This is a genomic window from Saprospira grandis str. Lewin, assembly GCF_000250635.1.
GTDB classification, from domain to species: domain Bacteria; phylum Bacteroidota; class Bacteroidia; order Chitinophagales; family Saprospiraceae; genus Saprospira; species Saprospira grandis.
This window is the reverse complement of the sequence record NC_016940.1, coordinates 690,511-710,303: the sequence shown is the minus strand read 5'-3', so window position 1 is coordinate 710,303 and position 19,793 is coordinate 690,511. Positions and strand designations below refer to the sequence as shown.

General features: G+C 46.7%; 22 protein-coding genes. 13 read left to right on the top strand and 9 right to left on the bottom strand.

The window, feature by feature from the left end; all coding sequences use genetic code 11:
• The first annotated feature begins 8 nt into the window (after positions 1 to 8).
• The 10 genes from SGRA_RS03065 (at position 9) to SGRA_RS03015 (ending at position 9,787) form a co-directional block, all read left to right on the top strand.
• Positions 9 to 818 carry a DUF2189 domain-containing protein gene (locus SGRA_RS03065; RefSeq protein WP_014373691.1) on the top strand — a complete coding sequence of 270 codons (810 nt, stop codon included), beginning with the start codon at positions 9 to 11 and terminating at the stop codon, positions 816 to 818.
• Positions 819 to 1,072: 254 nt separating this feature from the next.
• Positions 1,073 to 1,282 (top strand): hypothetical protein, encoded by a 210-nt coding sequence (locus SGRA_RS03060; protein ID WP_041329462.1) that lies wholly within the window; start codon positions 1,073 to 1,075, stop codon positions 1,280 to 1,282.
• 325 nt (positions 1,283 to 1,607) lie between these two features.
• Positions 1,608 to 2,021, top strand: coding sequence for an organic hydroperoxide resistance protein (locus SGRA_RS03050; protein WP_014373688.1), 414 nt, complete (start codon positions 1,608 to 1,610; stop codon positions 2,019 to 2,021).
• Positions 2,022 to 2,092: 71 nt separating this feature from the next.
• Complete coding sequence (locus SGRA_RS03045; RefSeq protein WP_014373687.1) at positions 2,093 to 2,533, top strand: MarR family winged helix-turn-helix transcriptional regulator; 441 nt, start codon at positions 2,093 to 2,095, stop codon at positions 2,531 to 2,533.
• Between the two features lie 47 nt (positions 2,534 to 2,580).
• Positions 2,581 to 3,702: a lipid-A-disaccharide synthase gene (gene lpxB / locus SGRA_RS03040; protein WP_014373686.1), complete on the top strand. Its 1,122-nt coding sequence runs from the start codon at positions 2,581 to 2,583 to the stop codon at positions 3,700 to 3,702.
• Between the two features lie 3 nt (positions 3,703 to 3,705).
• Entirely contained in the window at positions 3,706 to 4,239 is a 534-nt protein-coding gene (locus SGRA_RS03035; RefSeq protein WP_041329461.1) for a GNAT family N-acetyltransferase, read from the top strand.
• 152 nt (positions 4,240 to 4,391) lie between these two features.
• Positions 4,392 to 5,828 (top strand): 23S rRNA (uracil(1939)-C(5))-methyltransferase RlmD, encoded by a 1,437-nt coding sequence (rlmD, locus tag SGRA_RS03030; RefSeq protein WP_081477797.1) that lies wholly within the window; start codon positions 4,392 to 4,394, stop codon positions 5,826 to 5,828.
• Positions 5,829 to 5,978: 150 nt separating this feature from the next.
• Positions 5,979 to 7,196, top strand: coding sequence for an RsmB/NOP family class I SAM-dependent RNA methyltransferase (locus SGRA_RS03025; protein WP_014373683.1), 1,218 nt, complete (start codon positions 5,979 to 5,981; stop codon positions 7,194 to 7,196).
• A gap of 189 nt (positions 7,197 to 7,385) precedes the next feature.
• Positions 7,386 to 8,129, top strand: coding sequence for a polyprenol monophosphomannose synthase (locus tag SGRA_RS03020; protein WP_014373682.1), 744 nt, complete (start codon positions 7,386 to 7,388; stop codon positions 8,127 to 8,129).
• 35 nt (positions 8,130 to 8,164) lie between these two features.
• Entirely contained in the window at positions 8,165 to 9,787 is a 1,623-nt protein-coding gene (locus tag SGRA_RS03015) for a S26 family signal peptidase (RefSeq protein ID WP_014373681.1), read from the top strand.
• Positions 9,788 to 10,274: 487 nt separating this feature from the next.
• On the opposite strand, the gene SGRA_RS03010 is transcribed toward SGRA_RS03015, so the two are convergent.
• The 6 genes from SGRA_RS03010 to SGRA_RS02985 all read right to left on the bottom strand — a co-directional run bounded on the left by SGRA_RS03010 (position 10,275) and on the right by SGRA_RS02985 (position 14,390).
• Positions 10,275 to 11,543 carry an adenylosuccinate synthase gene (locus SGRA_RS03010; RefSeq protein WP_014373679.1) on the bottom strand — a complete coding sequence of 423 codons (1,269 nt, stop codon included), beginning with the start codon at positions 11,541 to 11,543 and terminating at the stop codon, positions 10,275 to 10,277.
• A 96-nt stretch (positions 11,544 to 11,639) separates the two neighbouring features.
• Positions 11,640 to 11,990 (bottom strand): STAS domain-containing protein, encoded by a 351-nt coding sequence (locus tag SGRA_RS03005; protein ID WP_014373678.1) that lies wholly within the window; start codon positions 11,988 to 11,990, stop codon positions 11,640 to 11,642.
• Positions 11,991 to 11,996: 6 nt separating this feature from the next.
• Positions 11,997 to 12,461 carry a Fur family transcriptional regulator gene (locus SGRA_RS03000; RefSeq protein ID WP_014373677.1) on the bottom strand — a complete coding sequence of 155 codons (465 nt, stop codon included), beginning with the start codon at positions 12,459 to 12,461 and terminating at the stop codon, positions 11,997 to 11,999.
• Between the two features lie 82 nt (positions 12,462 to 12,543).
• Entirely contained in the window at positions 12,544 to 13,089 is a 546-nt protein-coding gene (locus SGRA_RS02995; RefSeq protein ID WP_014373676.1) for a hypothetical protein, read from the bottom strand.
• An 11-nt stretch (positions 13,090 to 13,100) separates the two neighbouring features.
• On the bottom strand, positions 13,101 to 13,427 hold the full coding sequence (locus SGRA_RS02990) for a cysteine-rich CWC family protein (protein WP_050981155.1): 327 nt from the start codon (positions 13,425 to 13,427) through the stop codon (positions 13,101 to 13,103).
• 102 nt (positions 13,428 to 13,529) lie between these two features.
• Positions 13,530 to 14,390 (bottom strand): hypothetical protein, encoded by an 861-nt coding sequence (locus SGRA_RS02985; protein ID WP_014373674.1) that lies wholly within the window; start codon positions 14,388 to 14,390, stop codon positions 13,530 to 13,532.
• A gap of 165 nt (positions 14,391 to 14,555) precedes the next feature.
• Between SGRA_RS02985 and SGRA_RS02980 the strand changes: the two genes are divergently transcribed.
• The 3 genes from SGRA_RS02980 to SGRA_RS02970 all read left to right on the top strand — a co-directional run bounded on the left by SGRA_RS02980 (position 14,556) and on the right by SGRA_RS02970 (position 17,774).
• A complete protein-coding gene (locus tag SGRA_RS02980) occupies positions 14,556 to 15,353 on the top strand; it encodes a C40 family peptidase (RefSeq protein ID WP_014373673.1) in 798 nt (265 codons plus the stop codon).
• A 155-nt stretch (positions 15,354 to 15,508) separates the two neighbouring features.
• Entirely contained in the window at positions 15,509 to 16,522 is a 1,014-nt protein-coding gene (locus SGRA_RS02975) for a quinone oxidoreductase family protein (RefSeq protein ID WP_245538627.1), read from the top strand.
• A gap of 637 nt (positions 16,523 to 17,159) precedes the next feature.
• The gene (locus SGRA_RS02970) at positions 17,160 to 17,774 is read left to right on the top strand and encodes a toxin-antitoxin system YwqK family antitoxin (protein ID WP_050981188.1); all 615 of its coding nucleotides are present in this window, start codon (positions 17,160 to 17,162) and stop codon (positions 17,772 to 17,774) included.
• On the opposite strand, the gene SGRA_RS02965 is transcribed toward SGRA_RS02970, so the two are convergent.
• From SGRA_RS02965 to SGRA_RS02955, 3 genes are read right to left on the bottom strand one after another with little or no spacing between them, the layout of a single operon-like run.
• The gene (locus SGRA_RS02965) at positions 17,758 to 18,282 is read right to left on the bottom strand and encodes a hypothetical protein (RefSeq protein ID WP_014373669.1); all 525 of its coding nucleotides are present in this window, start codon (positions 18,280 to 18,282) and stop codon (positions 17,758 to 17,760) included. The genes SGRA_RS02970 and SGRA_RS02965 overlap by 17 nt on opposite strands.
• Before the next feature lie 5 nt (positions 18,283 to 18,287).
• Positions 18,288 to 19,238: a hypothetical protein gene (locus tag SGRA_RS02960; protein WP_014373668.1), complete on the bottom strand. Its 951-nt coding sequence runs from the start codon at positions 19,236 to 19,238 to the stop codon at positions 18,288 to 18,290.
• The gene (locus tag SGRA_RS02955; protein ID WP_014373667.1) at positions 19,231 to 19,761 is read right to left on the bottom strand and encodes a hypothetical protein; all 531 of its coding nucleotides are present in this window, start codon (positions 19,759 to 19,761) and stop codon (positions 19,231 to 19,233) included. The genes SGRA_RS02960 and SGRA_RS02955 overlap by 8 nt, the downstream gene beginning before the upstream one ends.
• Positions 19,762 to 19,793 lie beyond the last annotated feature (32 nt).

The following is a 19,793-nucleotide window of genomic DNA, read 5'->3' as shown; positions in this document are numbered from 1 at the left end:
CTAAACCAATGAACAACTTTGAACGCCGCTTAGAACAGGCGGTGCAGAACAATTATCGCTTTTCCGCTGGCGACATCCTTAACAAATCTTACGAACTCCTCCGCGATTACTTTTTTTACTTTATTGGCTATACCTTGTTATGGGGGCTAGCTAAGCTTCTGCTTACCATTATTGGCCAACTGACTTTTGAGCTCCTAGGAGATATACTAGACCTCTTTGTTAATGCCTTTTTTGTTGCAGGCTATTATTATATGGGCGATAAGATTTATCGAAAAGAACAGCCGAAGTTTAGCGATTTTTTTCTGGCTGGACCAAAGCTGCTTAAATTAGTAGGAGTCAGTTTACTAACTAGTGTAGTTTTCCTTTTGCCTTTTTTGCCTCTGCTCATTTTTGTTCTGATCAACCAGAATTTGAGTACGGAGCTCGATATGGCTATTTCTGGAAACTTTTTTATGCCTTCTTTTGGTCTGTTTGGCTTTGTTTTGCTCTTTTTAGGAGCGCTTGCTAGCCTTTTGAGCTATGCAGCCTTGTCCTTGGGTCTCCCTATCATTACTTTCTCCAACTTAGGAGTTATTGGGGCCATGAAAGCAAGCGTAAAGTTGATGAAAGGAAATCTCCTGAACTGGTTTTTTTATGCCTTTATCTCTTTGCTCTTGCTATTTTTTGCCACTATTGTCTTGCTTTTCGGCTTGTTGGTGGCCATACCCGTTGTTATGCTGGCCCAATATGTCATCTTAGCCGATGCCCTCAAATTTGGTCAAGAGGACGAAGAAATAGAAGATGCTGGAGATCTAAGCGAGCATTTTATTGCACAATAATATTTTTTTGGGGCTGCCCCTTCCGCCGGGTTGAAACCCAGCGCAAAGCGGTATCGCTTTGCGAAGCTATACAAAATGAGGGTTAAAACCCTCATGAATTATCGGCCGGGTCGGGCTGTGTCGTGGCTCGCTGTTCGCTCGGCCCTGCGCCGCCGAAGGCGGCTGGGTCTGCGGCTGCGCCGCCCCACTTTCCATCCCTCAGCCAGAGGGTTGTTTTTGTCTTGAACGTTCAACAAATAATAAAATCCATGTATATGAAGTTTATCCCTATCTTTTATCAAAAAATAATGCTGGCCGTCTTATGTGTAGCTGTTTTCATTATTGCTAATCATGTAGTTGTAGACAACTACAATCGCAAGAAATGTCGTGAAGTGGCCAAAACATGTGAAAATGGATTTACTGATTATAGCTATTCCAGCTATTATATAGGAGGCTGTAATTGCAAGATAGAATGTGCTGATTAGTAGTTTTGTATTTACTGCTGATTTGGTCCAAAAGCGCCCGCTGCCCCAAGCAGCGGGCGTTCTGCGTCTAGAGGCGGCGCAGCCGCCTGGCTGAGGGATGGACAGCAGTGGCCGAAGGCCAGACCGAGTTTTTTGAGCAAAGCGAAAAAAAACGAAGGGCCGAGCAAACCTGCGAGCTGCGAAACAGCCCGACCTGGCCAAAGGCCAGGGCAGCCCCAAAACGTTACTAAAAACTTAAAGTGCATAAATATCGCCTGCGATATAAAAACCTGAGCTATATTTGTATCGCAAGCGATATTAAAAATCACCAAAAACCAAGATAATTATGCTTATTTACAGCACAGCAGCCAAGGCCAAAGGAGGCCGAAATGGAGAAGTAGCCACAGAAGATGGCGTTTTGAGCGTATCGGTACGCATGCCCAAGGCTTTGGGTGGAGCCAATGACGAACACACGAATCCCGAGCAATTATTTGCGGCCGGTTATGCGGCTTGTTTTGATAGTGCGCTCAATTTGGTGGCACGAACCCAAAAGCTCAAAATTACTTCTGAAATCAGAGCGGAAGTGGGGTTGATTAAAAATCAGCAGGGCGGTTTTGACCTCAAAGTGGCGATTGAGGCCAAAATTGAGGGCGTAGAAAAAGCCCAAGCTCAGGCCCTTTTAGAGGCGGCCCATGCCGTTTGTCCTTACTCTAGAGCCATTCGAGGGAATGTAGATTGCAGCATCAGCTTGGCAGATTAGGGCAAGAATTTTAATTCTTTCTAGGGAGAGGGCTATCTTTGGTCCTCTCTTTTTTGTTTAAATTTGTATCTATGGACAAAAAAATACCTTTACGGCTCGATCAACAGTTTTGCTTTCCGGTTTATGCGGCCTCGCGCCTGATTATTCGGGCCTATCAGCCTTTGTTGGCCCCTTTGGGCATTAGTTATCCGCAATATTTGGTCTTTTTGCTCCTTTGGGAGGAAGATGGCCGCAGCATGAAGGACTTGCGAGAGCGCCTTTTGCTCAATAGCAACACCATCACGCCCTTAATGAAGCGGATGGAAAAAGAGGGTTGGTTGCAGCGCCAAAAAGACCCTCAAGATGAGCGAGTATGGCGCATTCATCTGACGGAGAAAGGGCAGGCGCTCAAAGAGGAGGGCCAAAAAGTGCCTACTCAACTAATTGCGGGCCTAGAAAAAAGTGAATTGCAGCTAGAAGACCTGCAAGAACTCAAAAAAGGCCTAGAGTTGCTGATCGAACAATTGAGCTAGTTCGATAAGTTGTTTATCTTTGCGCCCATCAGCAAAACTCTATTTTCTTGAAATATTACTGCATTGCCGGAGAAGCTTCTGGCGACCTACACGCTAGCTTTTTGCTTTCGGCCCTTAACGCCCTAGATCCTCAGGCCCAGTTTCGCGCTTGGGGGGGCGATCTTATGCAGGCCCAAGGGGCCGAGCTAGACAAACACATTCGGGAGCTGGCCATTATGGGCCCCGTTGAGGTTTTGCTCAAGATTTTTAAGATTTTCCAGAACTTCGCCGATTGCAAAAAGAATATTCTCGACTTTCAGCCAGATGTCCTGATTCTCATTGATTATTCGGGCTTTAATCTGCGCATGGCCAAATGGGCCAAAAGTCAGGGCCTAAAGGTGGTCTACTATATTTCGCCTCAGGTTTGGGCCAGTCGCGCTGGCCGTGTCGAGAAGATCAAGCAATATGTAGACGAAATGTATGTGATTTTGCCTTTTGAGGAGGAATTTTACCGCCAAAGGGGCATGAAGGTGCATTATGTAGGCCATCCGCTGATTGAGGTGGTGGATAAACACCAGCCCAATCCCGATTTTCTGGCCCAAAATAATTTAAGCGCAGATCAACCCATTATTGCGCTTTTGCCAGGTAGCCGAAAACAAGAAATTCGCTCTATTCTCTCTTTGATGTTGACGGTTTTGCCCAATTTCCCCAAGGCCCAATTTGTGGTGGCGGGTGCCCCCAGTTTAGAACCCGAATTTTACCGCAATTTCTTGGCGCCTTTTCCACAAGTCACTTTTGTCCAAAACCAAACCTACGACCTGATGGCGCACAGCCAAGCGGCCCTGGTCACCTCGGGCACGGCTACCTTAGAGGCCGCCCTTTTCGAGCTGCCGCAGTTGGTTTGCTATAAAACGCACCCAATTTTTTACTGGATAGCCAAGCAAATTATCAAGGTTCCTTATATTTCGCTGGTCAATTTGATTATGCAAAAGGAGTTGGTACCCGAATTGATCCAAAATGATTTGAATCCTCAACGCCTAAAAGCGGAACTCCAACAACTTTTTGAGGACGAAAATCGTCAACGTATAGCCCAAGAATATAAGGCGCTGCGCAATAAACTTGGCCAAGCTGGCGCCCCTCAGCGAGTGGCCCAAGGTATTCTGAAGTTTCTGGCGCCTCCAAAAAATTAAGATATGATGTACTTAGCACAAATTGAATTTGCCTCTCCCAATTATGACGATTTGGTGGCCCTCCGCAAAGAGGCCCTAATTGAGCCCCTAAAAATGACTTTTGAACTAGAGGACTGGGCCGCCGAGGCCGAGCTTTTGCATTATGCCCTCTTTTCTGAGGAGCATGAGCTCTTGGGTGGCGTGATCCTCAAACCCGAAATCGAAACGGAGGCGGGCAAACGCAACGAAAAAGCCGAATTGCAGCAAATCGTGATCGCTCCCGAATACCAGGGCCAAGGCCTCGGCCGATTTATGCTCTCTCAACTGGAAAGAGTGGCCCTTTTTGCAGGTTGGAATCACCTCAGTCTGCTCACGCATACCGCCGCTAAAGCCTTCTATGAAAAGTTAGGCTATAAGCAACAAGGCAAAGAAAAAATGATTCAAGATCAGGCCCACCACCTGATGGTTAAACGCATGAAAGAAGAGTTGTTGGTAGAGGCCGAAGCCCCTCAGTTGGAGGCCCCCACTACCGAAGAAACAACGGAAGAAGAGCAGTAGGATGAAGGTTTGGGGCCTCCGCTGCGGCTTCGCCTTGCGGCGGTTACTCCCTTTGGTCGTCGAACTGCGCCCTAAAGTGCTTGTTGTGGCCTGCGGCCCTTCGGGCCTGCTGCATCCAAATTGCTATCAAGAAGACTTATAAAACAGCTAAATTGAAAAAAGGAACCACCTTAGAATTAGACATTGTAGATATGGCCTTTGGCGGCAAAGGCATTGCTAAACTCCCTACCGAAAATGGGGAGTTTATTGTCTTTGTAAACAATAGTATTCCGGGCCAAAAAGTAGCGGCTCGGATCACCAAAAAGAAAAAGCGCTTTGCCGAGGCCAAGCTCATTAAGGTGCTGCAGCCCGCAGCCGAAGAAACAGAGTTACCCTACCAACGGATTCCAGGCGCTCCTTTTGCCGCCTGGCCCATAGAAAAGCAAAGAACGGCTAAAGAGCAATCTACCCTAGAGATGTTCAAGCGCCTAGGCGAATGGGAAAATGTAGAAGAGGTTTTTGAGGGCTATATTGCCTCGCCCAAAAGCTGGCACTACCGCAATAAAATGGAATATTCTTTTTCTAGTCTCCGTTCTGAGCTAGGGACCGAAGAAGAAAGTTGGGATTTTGCCCTAGGCTTCAAAAGAAGGGGCCAATGGTGGGCCGTAGAAAACCTAGATGCAGATTCTGGCCTCTTTGATGAGCAGTTGGAGTCGCAGCTGTTCCGCATTAGAGAGTTTTGCGAAAAAACGGGCCTTCCCGCTTGGGATCCCGCTAAAAGCGAAGGCTTTTTCCGCTTTTTGGTGGTCCGCAAATCATTTGCTCAAGATGCGCTTTTGTTTAATTTGGTGACCACTTCTAAGGGCTTGGACCAATTTGACCAAGCTGCATTTGTGGACCTGCTCAAAGATATTTTGGGCGAAGACCGCCTAGCTGGCGTTTTGCATAGCCTCAATGATGAGGTAGGGGATGCCGTCAAGCAATTGCCCGAAAACCAAAAGCTACTTTATGGCGAGCCCAAGGTGGTAGAAGAATTATTGGGCCTCTCTTTTGAGATTTCTATGCAGAGCTTTTTCCAGACGAATCCCGCCTGCGCAGAGCTGCTCTACCAAAGAGCCATTGCTTATGCCGAAGAAGCCATGGCCAAATTGGGCCAAGAAGATCTTTGGGTGATGGACCTCTTTTGTGGAACAGGAACCATTGCCCAGCTTTTGAGCCGTAGCCCCAAAATTCAAAAAATTATTGGGGTAGATATTGTCCCTGAAGCCATTGAGGATGCGGCCAAAAATGCGGCCCGCAACAATATTGAAGGCATTGAGTTTTATGCGGCTGATGTGCGCAAATTCCTATGGGAATATCCGCAGTTTAAGCAAAAGATTGGGGTCATTGTTTTGGATCCACCTCGTGGGGGAATTGTACCCAAGGCCCTCAAAAGAGTAATTGAATTGGAGGCGCCCGCTATCGTTTACATTTCTTGTAACCCAGCCACACAAGCTCGTGATAGCTTGGTCCTTAAAGAAGCAGGCTATGAGGCGGTAAAACTCAGTTTGGTGGACCAGTTTCCGCACACCAGCCATATCGAATCGGTCATTTTATACCTAAAAAAATAGCCCAGACGTCTGGGCTGTTTTTACTGTAGGTTAAAACCCACAGCAACTGTGGCATCGCTTTGCGATCATATATGAATGAGGGTTAAAACCCTCATGAATTAAACTAGCGCCCGCAGCTTGCTGCGGGAGGCCCCAAAAAATAGAAAAGTCTTGCGATTTTATAAAAATCTGATTCCCCCAATTTGGCAAACTGCCCGCGCCATTTTGCAAGAGGGAGCCCATGCGCACCGCAGCATACAGCAGCTTTTGCGGAGCAATAAGAAATGGGGCAGCCGCGATCGCCGTTTTGTGGCCGAGCAAATTTATGAGCTCATCCGCTGGTATCGTTTGTATTATGAGGTAGCCTTGGAGCGGCCGCCAGAAACCGAAGCCGATTGGTGGCTGATGCTAAAAACTGCTTGGTTGTTGCAAGGGCATCAGCCGCCAGAAGATTGGCCAGAAATGCAGGGATTGGATAGTCTAGAAATCTGGCGTCGGCATCGTGTAGCAGTAGAAAATCGAGCAATTCGGGAGTCTATTCCAGATTGGTTGGAGGAGCGTGCCCTGCAGGAAGTGGGGGAGGAGCGCTGGGCCAAATTGCTGCCGGCCCTCAATAGCTCTGCCGATGTGGTTTTGCGAAGCAATAGCCTCAAGGCGCCTCGGCAAAAGGTATTGCATCGTTTGCGCAAAGAGGGCTTGCCTGTAGAGCTTTTGGGCGATCGAGAAGCTTTGGTATTGGGCCAAAATCGAAAATTTACCCATTTAAAATCTTATGAAGAGGGCTGGTTTGAGGTGCAGGATTATGCTTCTCAGCAACTGGCACATTTTCTTAAGCCGCAGGCGGGCCGTTATTTGGTAGATGCTTGCGCTGGGGCGGGGGGAAAGAGTTTGCACCTAGCCGCCTTGATGAAAAATCGGGGAGAAATATTGTCTATGGACCTCTCTGAGCATAAGCTCAAAGAGCTGCGAAAGCGGGCCAAAAGAGCGGGCGTAAGCATCATTAAAACAGAGAAAATTCCTGCCTCGGGGCGTTTTTCGCCAGCCTACTACAACATGGCCGATTATTTGGTTTTGGATGTACCTTGTTCGGGCTTGGGCGTATTGCGTCGAAACCCACAGACAAAATGGATCATCAAGCCAGAGTTTTTGGAAGAAATACAGGCTACTCAGGCGCATATTTTAAGAGAATATTCGCTTTTGTGTAAGCCTGGCGGGCAGTTGCTCTATGCCACCTGTAGCATTTTGCCTTCAGAAAATGAGTGGCAGGTTCAGCGCTTTTTGCAAAGCCCCGATGGTCAAGAGTTCGAATTGCTCAAAGAGCAGCATTTAGGGCCAGATCGTGGGCCAGAAGATGGCTTTTATATGGCGCTATTGCAGCGCAAAGGCTGATTTCTGAAGCGATAAAAGCCTTTTTTCGGTCAACTTCATTATTTTAGGGCGCTTTTAAGGAAAAACTAAAAAACCTTAAGGCGCTAATAAGGTCCAAAAAAAGTTAAACAACTTATATATATTTGCTTCATCCCCATTGGGCCAAATATACTTTGCATAAAGAGCGAAATCTCAATAAAATCTAGCAAATTGGCAAGTGAAAATTTGGTGATTATACCCACCTACAACGAAATTGAAAACATCGAGAATATTATTCGAGCAGTGCTGGCTTTGCCCGCAGATTGCTCCTTTGATATTTTGGTTGTCGATGATGGCTCTCCAGATGGTACGGCCGAAAAAGTACAAGAATTACAAAAAGAAGTGGCTTCTCGCTTGTTTCTCTTGCAAAGAAAAGGCAAACAAGGGCTAGGAACGGCTTATATCGCAGGCTTTAAATGGGCCTTGGAGCGAGACTATCAATATATTTTTGAGATGGATGCCGATTTTTCGCATAATCCTAAAGATTTGCCTCGTTTGGCCAAGGCTTGTCAAGAAGCTGGAGTGGGCGTAAGTGTAGGCTCTCGCTATGTTCGGGGCGGAAAATTAGTCAATTGGCCCATCAAACGCATCCTGATGTCGAGAGGAGCCTCTATTTATGTTCGCCTGATTACTTGGATGCCCGTTTCTGATGCTACGGCTGGCTTTGTTTGCTACAAACGAGATTTTCTGGCCCAACTCGATTTTGAGAAAATTCGCTTTAAGGGCTATGCTTTCCAAATTGAAATGAAGTTTGCCGCCTGGCAATTGGGCTTCAAACTCCGAGAAGTACCCATTACCTTTAAGGACCGAGAAGAAGGCGCCTCCAAAATGAGCACGGCCATCTTTAGCGAGGCCTTCTGGGGCGTTTGGAGTATGCGCTTTAAGGCCTTTCGAGATTCTTATGCCCGAAAATAGGGACTTTCTTTGCTACAATAATCATAATCTTATATATGGATATCCTCTATTACCTATCGGTATTTATCTTGGGTTACCTACTGCCCTTTGCCGGTATTTCTAAACTTTTTGAAAAGGCTGGAGAAACTGGCTGGAAAGCTTATGTTCCCATTCTAAACTACCTGAGTTGGACCAAAATTGTGGGCCGCCCTAGCTGGCATATTATCTGGCTTTTTATCCCTATTGTCAATATTTTCACCCTGGCCGCTATGGCTATCGAGCTCAATCGCAGCTTTGGTAAATATGGCTTTTGGGATAATGTTTTGGCTATTGCAGCCCCCTTTGCTTGGTTTCCCTACCTAGGCTTTGTCAAAAAAGATGAATTGAGCTATAAAGGCCCCGCCCACCAACAACGAAAGGAGTATAAGGCCGCCTATAAAATGGCTGTGAAAAATAAGGACCAAGCCGCTATCCGAAAGCTAGAAAAAGAACGCCCTTTTCCCAAAAAGACTTTTGTCCGAGAATGGGCCGATTCTATCCTTTTTGCGGTTTTTGCCGCTCACTTTATTCGCCTTTTCCTGATCGAGGCCTACACTATTCCCACGCCATCGATGGAGGGCTCGCTTTTGGTCGGAGACTTCCTTTTTGTGAGTAAGCTGCATTATGGCTCTAGATTGCCCATGACGCCCCTTTCTTTTCCGCTTTTGCATAATGTGATGCCCATAACGGGGGGCGAATGCTATTCTAAATGGCCCAGTTGGGACTATAATCGCGCTCCCGCCCTACAAAAGGTCAATCGCTACGATCCTGTGGTGTTCAATTACCCCGAAGGCGATACGATTATCAAAGGGGTAGATTATTCTAGCGATTATCATAATATTCTCAAAGGGACGCCCAGAGCCCAAAGAGAGGCGACCCGCCAGCAGGTCCTCAAACGCTTTAAAAACCGTATTGTTACTCGGCCTGTAGATAAGCGCGACCACTATATTAAGCGCTGTGTGGGATTGCCCGGCGATAGCATTGAGGTCCGTGCCAACCGACTATTTGTCAATGGCCAAGAGCCCGATATTATCCCCGGCGTGCAGTATCGCTATGAGTTGGTGCCCCAAGATAATAAGAGCATCAATATGAGTTATGTAGATGATAATTATGCGCTTTCGATTCCGTCTGGCCCCGGAAAAGCCAGCAATTTCAGAAATATTTCGCCTTTGGTGGTCGAGCAGATGTTGCAAGATCCTCAGTTGGCCCCAATTCTCAAGGAGATTCGCCCAGTGGTGGGTGCCCCAGGCTACAATCAAGGGATTTTCCCCTACAATGGCGAGCTTTTCCCCTGGAATAACCATAATTATGGCCCCATCTGGATTCCCAAAAAGGGGGAGACCGTGAATCTGAGCATGGATAATATCGATCTCTACAAAAGAGTGATTACGGCCTATGAAGGCCACGATCTACTGATCCGCGATGGCCAAATTATTATTGATGGCCAAACCACCAATAGCTATACCTTTGAAATGGATTACTACTGGATGATGGGAGATAACCGCGACGATTCTGCCGATTCTCGCTCTTGGGGCTTTGTTCCCGAAACCCATGTTGTCGGCAAGCCGCTCTTCGTCTGGATGTCTATTGGCCCCAATGGTATCCGCTTTGACCGCATTTTGAAAAATGCCGCCCAATAAAAAGTAAGCTTACATTTTTTAAGCCCTTCTGCAGTTTGCTGTAGAGGGGCTTTTTTTGGGGCTGCCCACTCGCTTCGCTCGGGTCGGGCTGTTCGGGGGCTCGCTGCTCGCTCGGCCCATCGCCAGCAAGCTGGCTCGGTCTGGCCTGCGGCCACCCCCTACCATCCCTCAGCCTGCGGCCCTTCGGGCCTGTAGGACGCAGATCTTGGTCCAAAATAAAAGGCCCAAACCTTTAGGTTTGGGCCTTCCTTGCTGTAGGTTTCTACCTACAGCATCGGCTGAGGGGCTGTAGCAGGGCCGCCGAAGGCGGCAGACCAAAGCGCTGAAAGCGCTGCAGGGCCGAGCAGACCTGCGAGCTGCGAAATGGCCCGACCCGACCGATCATTCATGAGGGTTTCAACCCTCATTTTGTATCGCTTCGCAAAGCGATGCCGCTTTGCGCTGGGTTTTAACCTAGCGGAAGGGGCAGCCCCAAAAAAAGAAAATCCTAATCTCTAATAATCAACGCTTCTCGCTCTGGACCAGTAGAGATCATTTTCATGGGTACGCCTAGCTCTGTTTCTAGGCTATGAATGTAATCCTGTAGCTTTTGCGGAAAGTCCTCAAACTTTTGAATGCCCTTGAGGCTGCTTTTCCAACCCGCATAGCTGCGATAGTCCAAACTAATGTCTTCAAGGACCAAATCATGCGGCAATTCTTGGCTTTTTTGCCCCCCATAATTGTAGGCCGTAGCCACTTTGAGCTCTTCCATTTCGTTCAGGACATCTACCTTGGTAATGACCAATTGGGTCACGCCACTGAGCATAATGGTATATTTGAGCTGCGGCAAATCGAGCCAACCGCAACGGCGGGGACGGCCCGTAGTCGCACCAAACTCTCCACCCGCTTGGCGAAGATTTTCGCCTTCTTCACCAAAGAGCTCAGAAGGGAAGGGGCCGCTACCTACGCGGGTGCAATAGGCTTTGGTAATGCCAATCACCTCCCCAATCTTTTGTGGGGCCACGCCTAGGCCGTTGCAAACCCCGGCGCTAATGGTATTGGAAGAAGTGACAAAGGGATAAGTGCCAAAATCAATATCGAGCATAGAGCCTTGGGCGCCCTCGGCCAAAACCTTTTTACCTTGGGCCAACTGCTTATTGATAAAGTATTCGCCATCTACCAATTGATGGCCCTTTAGGGTTTCTACAGCGGCAAAAAAAGCGGCTTCTTGTCCCGCCAAATCAAAATCTACAGCGGGATAGATTTGGGCCATTTTCAAATGCTCCGCTTTGAGTTCTTCATAGCGGGCTTTGAAGTTAGGCAAGAGAATATCGCCCATGCGCAGCCCACGGCGAGCAATTTTATCGGTATAAGTGGGGCCAATTCCTCTGAGGGTAGAGCCAATTTTACCCTCGCCCTTGGCGGCCTCCATCACAGTATCGAGCAAACGATGTGAGGGTAGGATCAGCTGAGCTTTTTTGGCAATAAAAAGCCGCTCCCCAAAATTTGGGACAGCGGCGGCAATACTTTCCATTTCTTTAATCAGGGTAGTGGGGTCAATCACTACGCCATTACCAATCAGGTTGAGCACCTGAGGTCTAAAAATCCCAGAGGGGATGGTGTGCAGTACAAATTTTTGGCCGTCTAGGACCAAAGTGTGCCCAGCATTGGGGCCTCCTTGAAAGCGAGCGACAATATCGTATTGCCGAGCTAAATAATCCACGACCTTACCTTTTCCCTCATCTCCCCATTGGAGTCCCAACAGAACATCAACCATAGTTGCAAAATTTTGTGTAGCAAAAAATGTAGATGGAATCTACTTTTGGCGCACAAAAATAAAAACAACTTTTGAAAAGCGGCTAAAGATTAGGTTTTAGTTCTTTGTTAAGGCTTGCAAAATGTTCAGGGCTTCCTCTCGGCTGTCAGCCACCTCAAAGGTAGAGCGCAGACGAGTCATGAGTAGGAGCTGCTCAATTTTTGGTGAGATCCGGCAAAGGGCCAATTCTCCACCGGCAGAGCGGGCACGGGTAAGGATGCTAATTAAAAAAGCGAGTCCAGAAGAGTTCATAAATTGCATCTGCCCTAAATCAATGAGAAACAGGCGTTGCCCCTGAGCAATTAGGCGTTCTACTTCCTGAATAATCGACTGGTTTTCTTCTGGATTCCAAAGGTCATCCAGTTCCAAGATGCAAATTTCATCTTGTTGTTCTAATTGAAAAGTCATTGGGCCCTATTTCTTTTTTTCGCGGCCTTCTTTGCTGTAACCATAGAAGGTTAGCGAGTGGTGAGTAATTTCGAAGTCGAGCATTTCGGCTACCAACTCCTTGATTTGCTGAATACGGGGATCACAAAATTCAAAGACTTCTCCAGTCTCAATACAAACGGCATGATCATGCTGCTTGAAGCCATAGGCTTTTTCGTATTGAGCCAAATTTTTTCCAAATTGATGCTTGCGCACCAAATCACAGGCGACCAAAAGCTCTAGTGTATTGTAGACGGTAGCTCGGCTCACCCGATAGTTCTGGGTTTTCATATGGATATATAACGCTTCTGCATCAAAATGATCGTTGCGCTTATAGATTTCTTCCAAAATGGCAAAGCGTTCGGGGGTTTTGCGTAGGCCATTCTTTACTAAATAGGTAGAGAAGATTTTACTTACTTCGTCTATGGTGTTTTGCGTTTTGTTTTCTGACATAACTTTGGCGGTTGATTTAACGGCCTAAAATAGGGAATTTTAAATGGATAACAGGGCTTAGCCACAATAGTTTTTGTGACATCTACAAAATGGAGTAGAGTAGGATGCCCAAAATGAGGACGAAAAGCACAAAAACCCATTGGAAATAAGAGGATTCGCTTTTGTAGTCTTGAAAAAGCAGCTCTAAAAGCTCGGGCCATTCTCGTCCTTTTGCTCGCCCCTCTCGGGCCAAAACAAAGTAGGGACGCCCGCCCTTGGGGCCTTGTTGCCCATGCTTTTTCAAAATGAAAAAGTCGAGGTCCAAAAAGACGAGTTCATAGAGCTCATGCTTGCCCCCAAACTTAATGATCAGGCCGCCCAAACTGGCCTCCCAACTGCCACTGGCAATATCGCCATCCAAGATGCGTAAATAATTGCCCCCTTCCTTAAAGACATGCAAAACCGATTCCTGAAAATCAAGATCATCCCGCACTTCTAGCCAGCGTTTATCTACATAAACCTGGCTGTCGGCCAAACTATCACTCATGCTTCGTACTCTTCCCATTAGGTAGCCGATGCCCTCGGGCAGGCTCTTAAATTCGGGCAGCACCTCGTCTACGGCACCAAAAGCATTGTTCCAAAACGCCATTTTTCTATCGTTTAGTAGGGGCAGTGTTTGCAGCCGTTGCCACAACAATATCCCCGCTGAATGAGGTAGTATTTACTAAATATCCAAAGGCCATTTTCTTTATAAAAGTGCTTGCCTTCTACAAATTCATGGGCCTTCTGAGGCAGGGGCTCTCTAGCGGCCTGCTCGCAAATTGTATTCAGTTCTCGCAAGCAGGTGGCACAATAACAGCTCTTTTTGCTCTTGGCCAAATGGGCTCTCAAAGCAGGCCCAATAACTAGGTCCACACACTGGCAATTGCTGATGTTTTCTGGCTGGCACTCAAAGCTTTTGTGACAGCTTGGACATTCTGTTTTCATTTTGTTTTCTTTTTTGGGGCTGCCCGGCTTTTGGCCGAGCCCTGCTAGACGCAATGGGCCAAAAATCGGCTTTTTTGTGCCAACCGCCAAGAAAATTATCCCCTAAGGCCGAAAAGGCCGCTCCTCAAAGCGAAGCAAAAGGTAGATTTCTCCAGCTCGGCAGCTTTTTAAGAAACGCTGCAAAGCCCGCAGCTGCCGATTGAGGTCCAGGTCCAAACTGCGATCATCAAAAACAACTTGCTCTAATATATAACTAGCCTCTGGCCGCAGAATAATGCCGTAGGAGTAGGGTATAAGCGGCTTTTGACCAATGCCCCCAGGATCCTCTCCATATGGACCAATCTGCAAGTAGCGCTTCATCTGGTCCAGCTCCCAGGCTTGTAGGGCAGACATAGGCGCAAATTCTTTATGCAAATCCGAATGCTCAAAAATAGGCGGGAGGTCTTTTGCTGCCGCCGCTCGAACTCTACGGACTAAGGTCTCTGAAAAGTAACGCTCTTGCCCCATAAACCAATAGTCCGGATAAAAACGCTCGCTCTCAAAGGCCAATACTTGCATCAAAAAGGCCGTATGATCAAAATAATGACACTGATTGCGCCGCCATCTGGCCCTGTAAATCTCTAATGACTTAATGGTAGATTGCCGCACAACGGCCAACTGCTGCTCAAAATCACTGTAGTTGGCCTGATACCAAAGCTCAAAACTACGATCGGTCTTTTTACTGTCAAATTTGCGCAAATCACGCAGCATTTTGCGAATCTGCGCCTGCACTTTGCGCTCTTTGCCTTTTTGGACGGCCTCGACCACCTCCATAAAACGCTCAAATCCTTGCTTTTCTATGGTGTAAAAACAAACTTTAGAGTAGGTAATCGGACGCTCCGTTTTGTTTTGTGCCTTGGCCCAATTAACGAGCAAAACTAAAGATAAAATAAGGCAGAAAGTTCCTAAACTGTTAAATTTCATAAGCTTAAGCCTTCAATAAAGGAGATTCTTTTGGTTTTTGGGCCAAAATAAATACATTTGCAGCCGCTTTATATGAAAAAAGATTTTTGATCGCGTTCAAGCCTCCTTAAACAAATGGCTTTAAAGTTTAAGCCAAAAGAGAGAGCGAACAGAAGAATAAAATATATGAATTCCATATCTAAGGTAGAGATCTTTCAGATTTTTTTGCTCTACATGACGCTACTGATCGTCGGCGACCAATATATTCGCATGCAACAAGAGCAATTGGCAGAGGAAAAGGCCCAGGCCGAACAATTGGCCGCTACCATGGCTACCTTTGCCGAGAAAGTTAAGGTCATCCAAGCCCTAGAACTAGAAAAAGCCCAAATCGAACAGGCCGACATCACAGGCATGAAGTCCCTGATCCAACGCAAACGCCAAGCAAAAGCGAAGGCTAAGCGCAAAGCGAAGTTGGCCAAGATGCGCCAAGCCGTCTACCCACCCGTTCCCGTAAAATTTCAAGGGGAGCTGACCCTAGAAAAGCGAATTTTGATTCGCTCCGAAATTACAGCCGCCGCCAAAAAATATCTGGGCCGCCCCTATGTTTATGCTGCCAAAGGCCCCAATGCTTTCGATTGCTCTGGCTATACTTCTTATGTCATGCGCCTTTTCGGAATCGAAATCTCTCCCGGCTCTCGCTATCAAGCTAAACAAGGAAAACATGTAGATCTTAAGGACGCAAAGGTAGGCGACCTCCTCTTTTTTAGCCGTTATGGCAAGGGCGGAATGGTCACTCATGTTGGTCTTATTCTAAGCAATACCGCCGAAGGAATTACCGTGATTCATGCCAATGGCCCCCGCCACGGTATCATGATCGAAAATGTAAGCAAGTCTTCTTATTGGAAAAAGAAAATTCTCTTCGCTAGAAATGTAATTGATCCCATCGGGGCAGAAAATCAAGCTGCTCCGCTGGCCGAAAAATAAAGCAAAAAGCCGCTCTCGCTTAGAGAGCGGCTTTTTTTTGTCCAAACTTGGCCCAACGCAAATGTTTTTATAGCTTAGAGAGCCTAAATGATTAGTTCATGGCTAGATGTACGGTAGTTTTTGCCCTGCTGCACAAAAGGCCCTAAATCTATAGAATGATGAGCAAGATGTATGCAATGGTCTTGGACCAAAAAAAATCTCCCGCTGTTTATCGCCAAATTGAAAAGCCTAGCCCCCAAGCCGATCAGGTATTGATTAAGGTGGAGGCGGCTGCGCTCAATCACCGCGATTTATATATTACCCAAGGCCTCTATCCTGGCGTTCGAGAAGGGATCATCTTGGGCTCGGATGCTAGTGGCGAGGTGGTGGAATTGGGTCCGCAGGCCGATAAAAAATGGCTGGGCCAGAAGGTTATCGTCAATCCCAACCAAAATTGGGGCGAAAAGCAAGCCGTACAAGCCAAAAACTATAGCATTTTGGGCATGCCGCAGCATGGCAGCTTTGCCGAATATCTGTTGGTCCCCCAAGATCGCCTGTTTTTGCGGCCCGCTCATCTTTCTGCCGAGGAGGCGGCGGCCCTGCCTTTGGCCGGACTCACGGCCTATCGGGCGCTCTTTAGCCGAGGCCGTCTGCAGGTGGGCGAACGCCTATTTATTTCGGGTATTGGCGGGGGCGTGGCCCTAACGGCCCTGCAATTTGCCCAACCTCTGGGCATTGATATTTGGGTGAGCTCTGGACAGGCCGAGAAGATCGAAAAGGCCAAGGAAATGGGCGCCCTAAACGGCATTTCTTATAAGCAGGACCAATGGCATAAGGCCCTATTGGCCCAAGATCCCGCTGGTTTTGATTTGATTATTGATAGTGCTGGCGGTCCCGACTTTGGCCATTTTGTCGATTTGGCCCGTCCTGCTGCACGGATCGTTTTTTATGGGGGAACCCGGGGCAAATTCCAAATCAATCCCCAAAAGATGTTTTGGAAACAGCTCGATATTATGGGCAGTACCATGGGCAGCGATGAGGATTTTGCCCAGATGATCGCTTGGGTAGAAGAGCACAAAATCAAACCTTTAGTCGAGCAGGTTTGGCCTTTGGACCAAGCGCAAAAAGCCTTTGATTGTATGGACAAAGGCCAGCAGTTTGGCAAATTGGTCCTAAAAATGAGGGATTAAGGGAATCACTTTAAGTACAAAATAGAAGAAGTTATCGAAAGGTAGCTTCTTTTTTTTTGGGGGCCCGCGGCCGGCTAGGCTTCGCCTAGTTCGGCCGCCGCTATGCTGCGGGGCTCACAGGTCTGTTCGGCCCTTCAGCCGCCTTTGGCGGCTTCGGTCTGGCCTTCGGCCACCCCTCCGCAGCGCTGGGCCGTTTGGCCTTCGGCCATGGCGGCTTTGCCGCTACCTGCAGCCTAAAGGCCGCAGCCATTCTTGCTGGGCCTTGTTCTTTCTTGCCGCAGCGGCTTAAAAGCCCCTGCTTTGTTTGTGGGAAGGATATATTTGGTTTTCAGGTCCTGCGGCTTTTAAGCTGCAGGCCAATTGTTGCTTAGGAGTTGGCTCTGCTGTACCTAAATTGGCTGCTGGTTTTAACCTGCAGCCACAGCGAGCAGGCGGCGAAGCCGCCGCAGGCCTAGGGGCCTGAAAGGGTGCCGCGTAGCGGCAGACCCAGCCAGCTTGCTGGCGCAGGGCCGAGCAGTCCTGCGAGCCCTGCAAGGGCCCGGCCGCCTTAGGCGGCCGGGCCCAAAAAAATAGGTACTCTAAAAATTACTTTTATTTGACATCAGCCAATAAATGGCTAGCTTTGGGCCAAAAGAATATGAAAAATATATTCCTACTATTATTTATTATAGGTTCAGTTGAAGCCTTTGCTCAATCTGAATTACGTCCTTTGAGTATGTTAGAGGGCGATACCCTTGTTCGAGCCAAGATCTTTGTAAAAAACCCTGAAAAGCTGAAGGTGCAAAAAGGAAAAATGTACTTCTGGTATCATAAAGATCGCTTATTGGGTACAGAAGCAGCATATTCAGGCTTGTTGTTAGAAGGGCTTTATGAGCGTTTTTATCCGAATCAAAATCTTTTGGAAAAAGGCTTTTTTCATAAAGGGTTAAAGCATGGCCTTTGGCAAAAATGGTGGGAAAATGGGCGCTTAAAAGAAGAGCTAAATTGGAAAAAAGGACAAAAAAAAGGAGTTTTACGCCGCTATAATGCTGCTGGGCAATTGATTGAAAAAGGACAGTATCGCAAAGGAAAACTGCATGGGAAATACTATTTTTTTGATCCTGAAACTGGCCGTTGTATTCGAGTAGAACGCTACAAAAAAGGAGAGAAAAAAGCAGCTAAACCCAAAAAAGAACGAAAAAAGAAGCCAGCGCAAAAAGAAAAAAAGAAGGCGAAGCAAAAGAAAAAATCGGCAACTACTTCTTCAAAATAGTATGGCGTTCGGCTCGCCAATCTAACCAAATAGAATCGGGGAAAATGGCCATTAAGCGAATTCCCTGGACTACTTCGCCTACTTTTAGGTTGGGGAAAAACTGATTATCAATTTTAATAATTGCAATGCTGTCAGATTGACTTATGGCGTAGCCCTGATAGCGGACCTGAGGCATTTTGGGGAGAATGACTTTCTTTTCGGTTTTTTTGCTCCTTTTGGGCTCCTTTTGGGCAAAACTAGGTTTTTGATCCATTTGCTGTCTTGGCCTAGGAGAAGAAAAATGATAAGCTTGTTCCTTCAAAAAGGGATCTTCATAGTCTAAAGCAAGTTGATATCCCTCTTTATTGACCGCCTGTTCTTTATTCCAATGGGCAAACTGTATGGAGGGCATAGAGAGCTCTTCTTCAGGGGCAAAGGCCTGGTATATTCGGTAAAATACAAGGCCCCAAACAAGAAGCAAAAGTGCTCCTAGGATATATTTGCTATAACTTTGTTCTAAAATTGACATCTTTTCTAGTTGATCATCACTTGCCAAAGCGGACTGTAACTGCTTAATTGTCCATTGACTCCCACTGCACGAACTTTCCAATAATAGTTGCCGGCTCCTTTACCAATCGTGTCATTGGCTAGCAGGTTAAAATTAGCAGTTTGACTAGCTCTAATTAAAAATGGGCTACTTTCATTTTCATAATAAAAATAAATGCTATCTCTTTGGTGCTGACTAGCGCTTCGCCAACTAAAATTGGCGGGTAAACTATTGATTTGACTAGCTGAAGCAGGCTGTGTAAGCTCTGGCGCAATATTCAGTGAAAAGGATAGGGTAGCGCTCCATGCAGTACTATCTAGATGTTGTCGGATAGCTCTTAGTCGCCAATAAAAAGTTCCTGTTCCCAATTGTTGCTGAAGCAGATAGTAGTCTTGCGAGATTTGCTGGTCAATAAGCATCAATTGAGAATTGAAACTGGGATGACTGGCCACTTGCAAACGATAACTTTGAGCCAAGCTGAGCCCCTCCCAAAGAAAAAGAATGGAATCAGTATTAAAGCTAGCTAAATCTTCGGGCTGAATGAGGTACAAGGACTGATGACTTAAGCTGCTATCGGGCTCAATAGTAAGATTGAAGGTTTCATAATCTGTACTAGAACTTCCATTGATCCCCCTTACTCGCCATTGATAATGGCCCGGAGAAAGCGTCAGCCGATGACTATTCCCAAGAATTGTACTGTCTAAGATATAAGCAGAAATTGCCGAAAAACTATCTTGAACAACTTCTAAGCGAAAGGAATCAATAACTTCATCGGCAGCCCAAACCAGCTCTTGCAACTCTTGATTACTGCTGTAGCCATCATTAGGCGCCAAAAGTTCTATTTTTAGCTTGGAAAGATCCTCTTCCAATAAAACCCCACAACTAAAAGGGAGTAGCGCTAAAAGAAAAAGGGCTGTAGATAAAAGTGGCTTATTCATCTAATGTCTGAATATTTTGGAGCTCTAAGGATAAAATAAGTTCTGTCTCTCGATTGTCTCTATTGCGCTCTAATGCAAAGAAACTATGAACCACCTGCCCCAGTTTTAACTCCTGTTCTAACAAATAAATAAAGGAAAGTAAGGCCTTATAATTGCCCTGAAGCGAAATCTGATGTAACTGTAATTCATATTTCCCTTCTCTATAGGTTTGGGCTTGAGCCAACTGCCGTACCTGCAACTGATGCGCAGCTGACCAACTACTTACTACCTCAAATAATGTTGCGGCAGTAAACGGACGCTCGGATGTTAAGGCCTCAGATTGCGCTAAAGCTTGCCGATAATGAGCAATTTCTTGTTCCAATTGTGCTTCTTGGGCAATTTGCTGCCCTAGCTTTCGATTATTTTGGTAAGCCGCATAACTTTTTGAAAAACTCAGCTGCCAAGATAAAAAAAGAAGAAAAAGGCTGCCTAAACCCAAAAAAAGAAGCCGCTTTTTATAGGCATTTGTATCTAATAAGGCCATGCTATCTGTGATTCTTTTCTATACCTTCATCT

Excerpts from the sequence above, each read along its gene's own strand:
- SGRA_RS03065 (WP_014373691.1), top strand. The coding sequence starts at position 9 with ATGAACAACTTTGAACGCCGCTTAGAACAGGCGGTGCAGAACAATTAT.
- SGRA_RS03060 (WP_041329462.1), top strand. The coding sequence starts at position 1,073 with ATGAAGTTTATCCCTATCTTTTATCAAAAAATAATGCTGGCCGTCTTA.
- SGRA_RS03050 (WP_014373688.1), top strand. The coding sequence starts at position 1,608 with ATGCTTATTTACAGCACAGCAGCCAAGGCCAAAGGAGGCCGAAATGGA.
- SGRA_RS03045 (WP_014373687.1), top strand. The coding sequence starts at position 2,093 with ATGGACAAAAAAATACCTTTACGGCTCGATCAACAGTTTTGCTTTCCG.
- SGRA_RS03035 (WP_041329461.1), top strand. The coding sequence starts at position 3,706 with ATGATGTACTTAGCACAAATTGAATTTGCCTCTCCCAATTATGACGAT.
- SGRA_RS03015 (WP_014373681.1), top strand. The coding sequence starts at position 8,165 with ATGGATATCCTCTATTACCTATCGGTATTTATCTTGGGTTACCTACTG.
- SGRA_RS03010 (WP_014373679.1), bottom strand. The coding sequence starts at position 11,543 with ATGGTTGATGTTCTGTTGGGACTCCAATGGGGAGATGAGGGAAAAGGT.
- SGRA_RS03005 (WP_014373678.1), bottom strand. The coding sequence starts at position 11,990 with ATGACTTTTCAATTAGAACAACAAGATGAAATTTGCATCTTGGAACTG.
- SGRA_RS03000 (WP_014373677.1), bottom strand. The coding sequence starts at position 12,461 with ATGTCAGAAAACAAAACGCAAAACACCATAGACGAAGTAAGTAAAATC.
- SGRA_RS02995 (WP_014373676.1), bottom strand. The coding sequence starts at position 13,089 with ATGGCGTTTTGGAACAATGCTTTTGGTGCCGTAGACGAGGTGCTGCCC.
- SGRA_RS02990 (WP_050981155.1), bottom strand. The coding sequence starts at position 13,427 with ATGAAAACAGAATGTCCAAGCTGTCACAAAAGCTTTGAGTGCCAGCCA.
- SGRA_RS02985 (WP_014373674.1), bottom strand. The coding sequence starts at position 14,390 with ATGAAATTTAACAGTTTAGGAACTTTCTGCCTTATTTTATCTTTAGTT.
- SGRA_RS02980 (WP_014373673.1), top strand. The coding sequence starts at position 14,556 with ATGAATTCCATATCTAAGGTAGAGATCTTTCAGATTTTTTTGCTCTAC.
- SGRA_RS02975 (WP_245538627.1), top strand. The coding sequence starts at position 15,509 with ATGATGAGCAAGATGTATGCAATGGTCTTGGACCAAAAAAAATCTCCC.
- SGRA_RS02970 (WP_050981188.1), top strand. The coding sequence starts at position 17,160 with ATGAAAAATATATTCCTACTATTATTTATTATAGGTTCAGTTGAAGCC.
- SGRA_RS02965 (WP_014373669.1), bottom strand. The coding sequence starts at position 18,282 with ATGTCAATTTTAGAACAAAGTTATAGCAAATATATCCTAGGAGCACTT.
- SGRA_RS02960 (WP_014373668.1), bottom strand. The coding sequence starts at position 19,238 with ATGAATAAGCCACTTTTATCTACAGCCCTTTTTCTTTTAGCGCTACTC.
- SGRA_RS02955 (WP_014373667.1), bottom strand. The coding sequence starts at position 19,761 with ATGGCCTTATTAGATACAAATGCCTATAAAAAGCGGCTTCTTTTTTTG.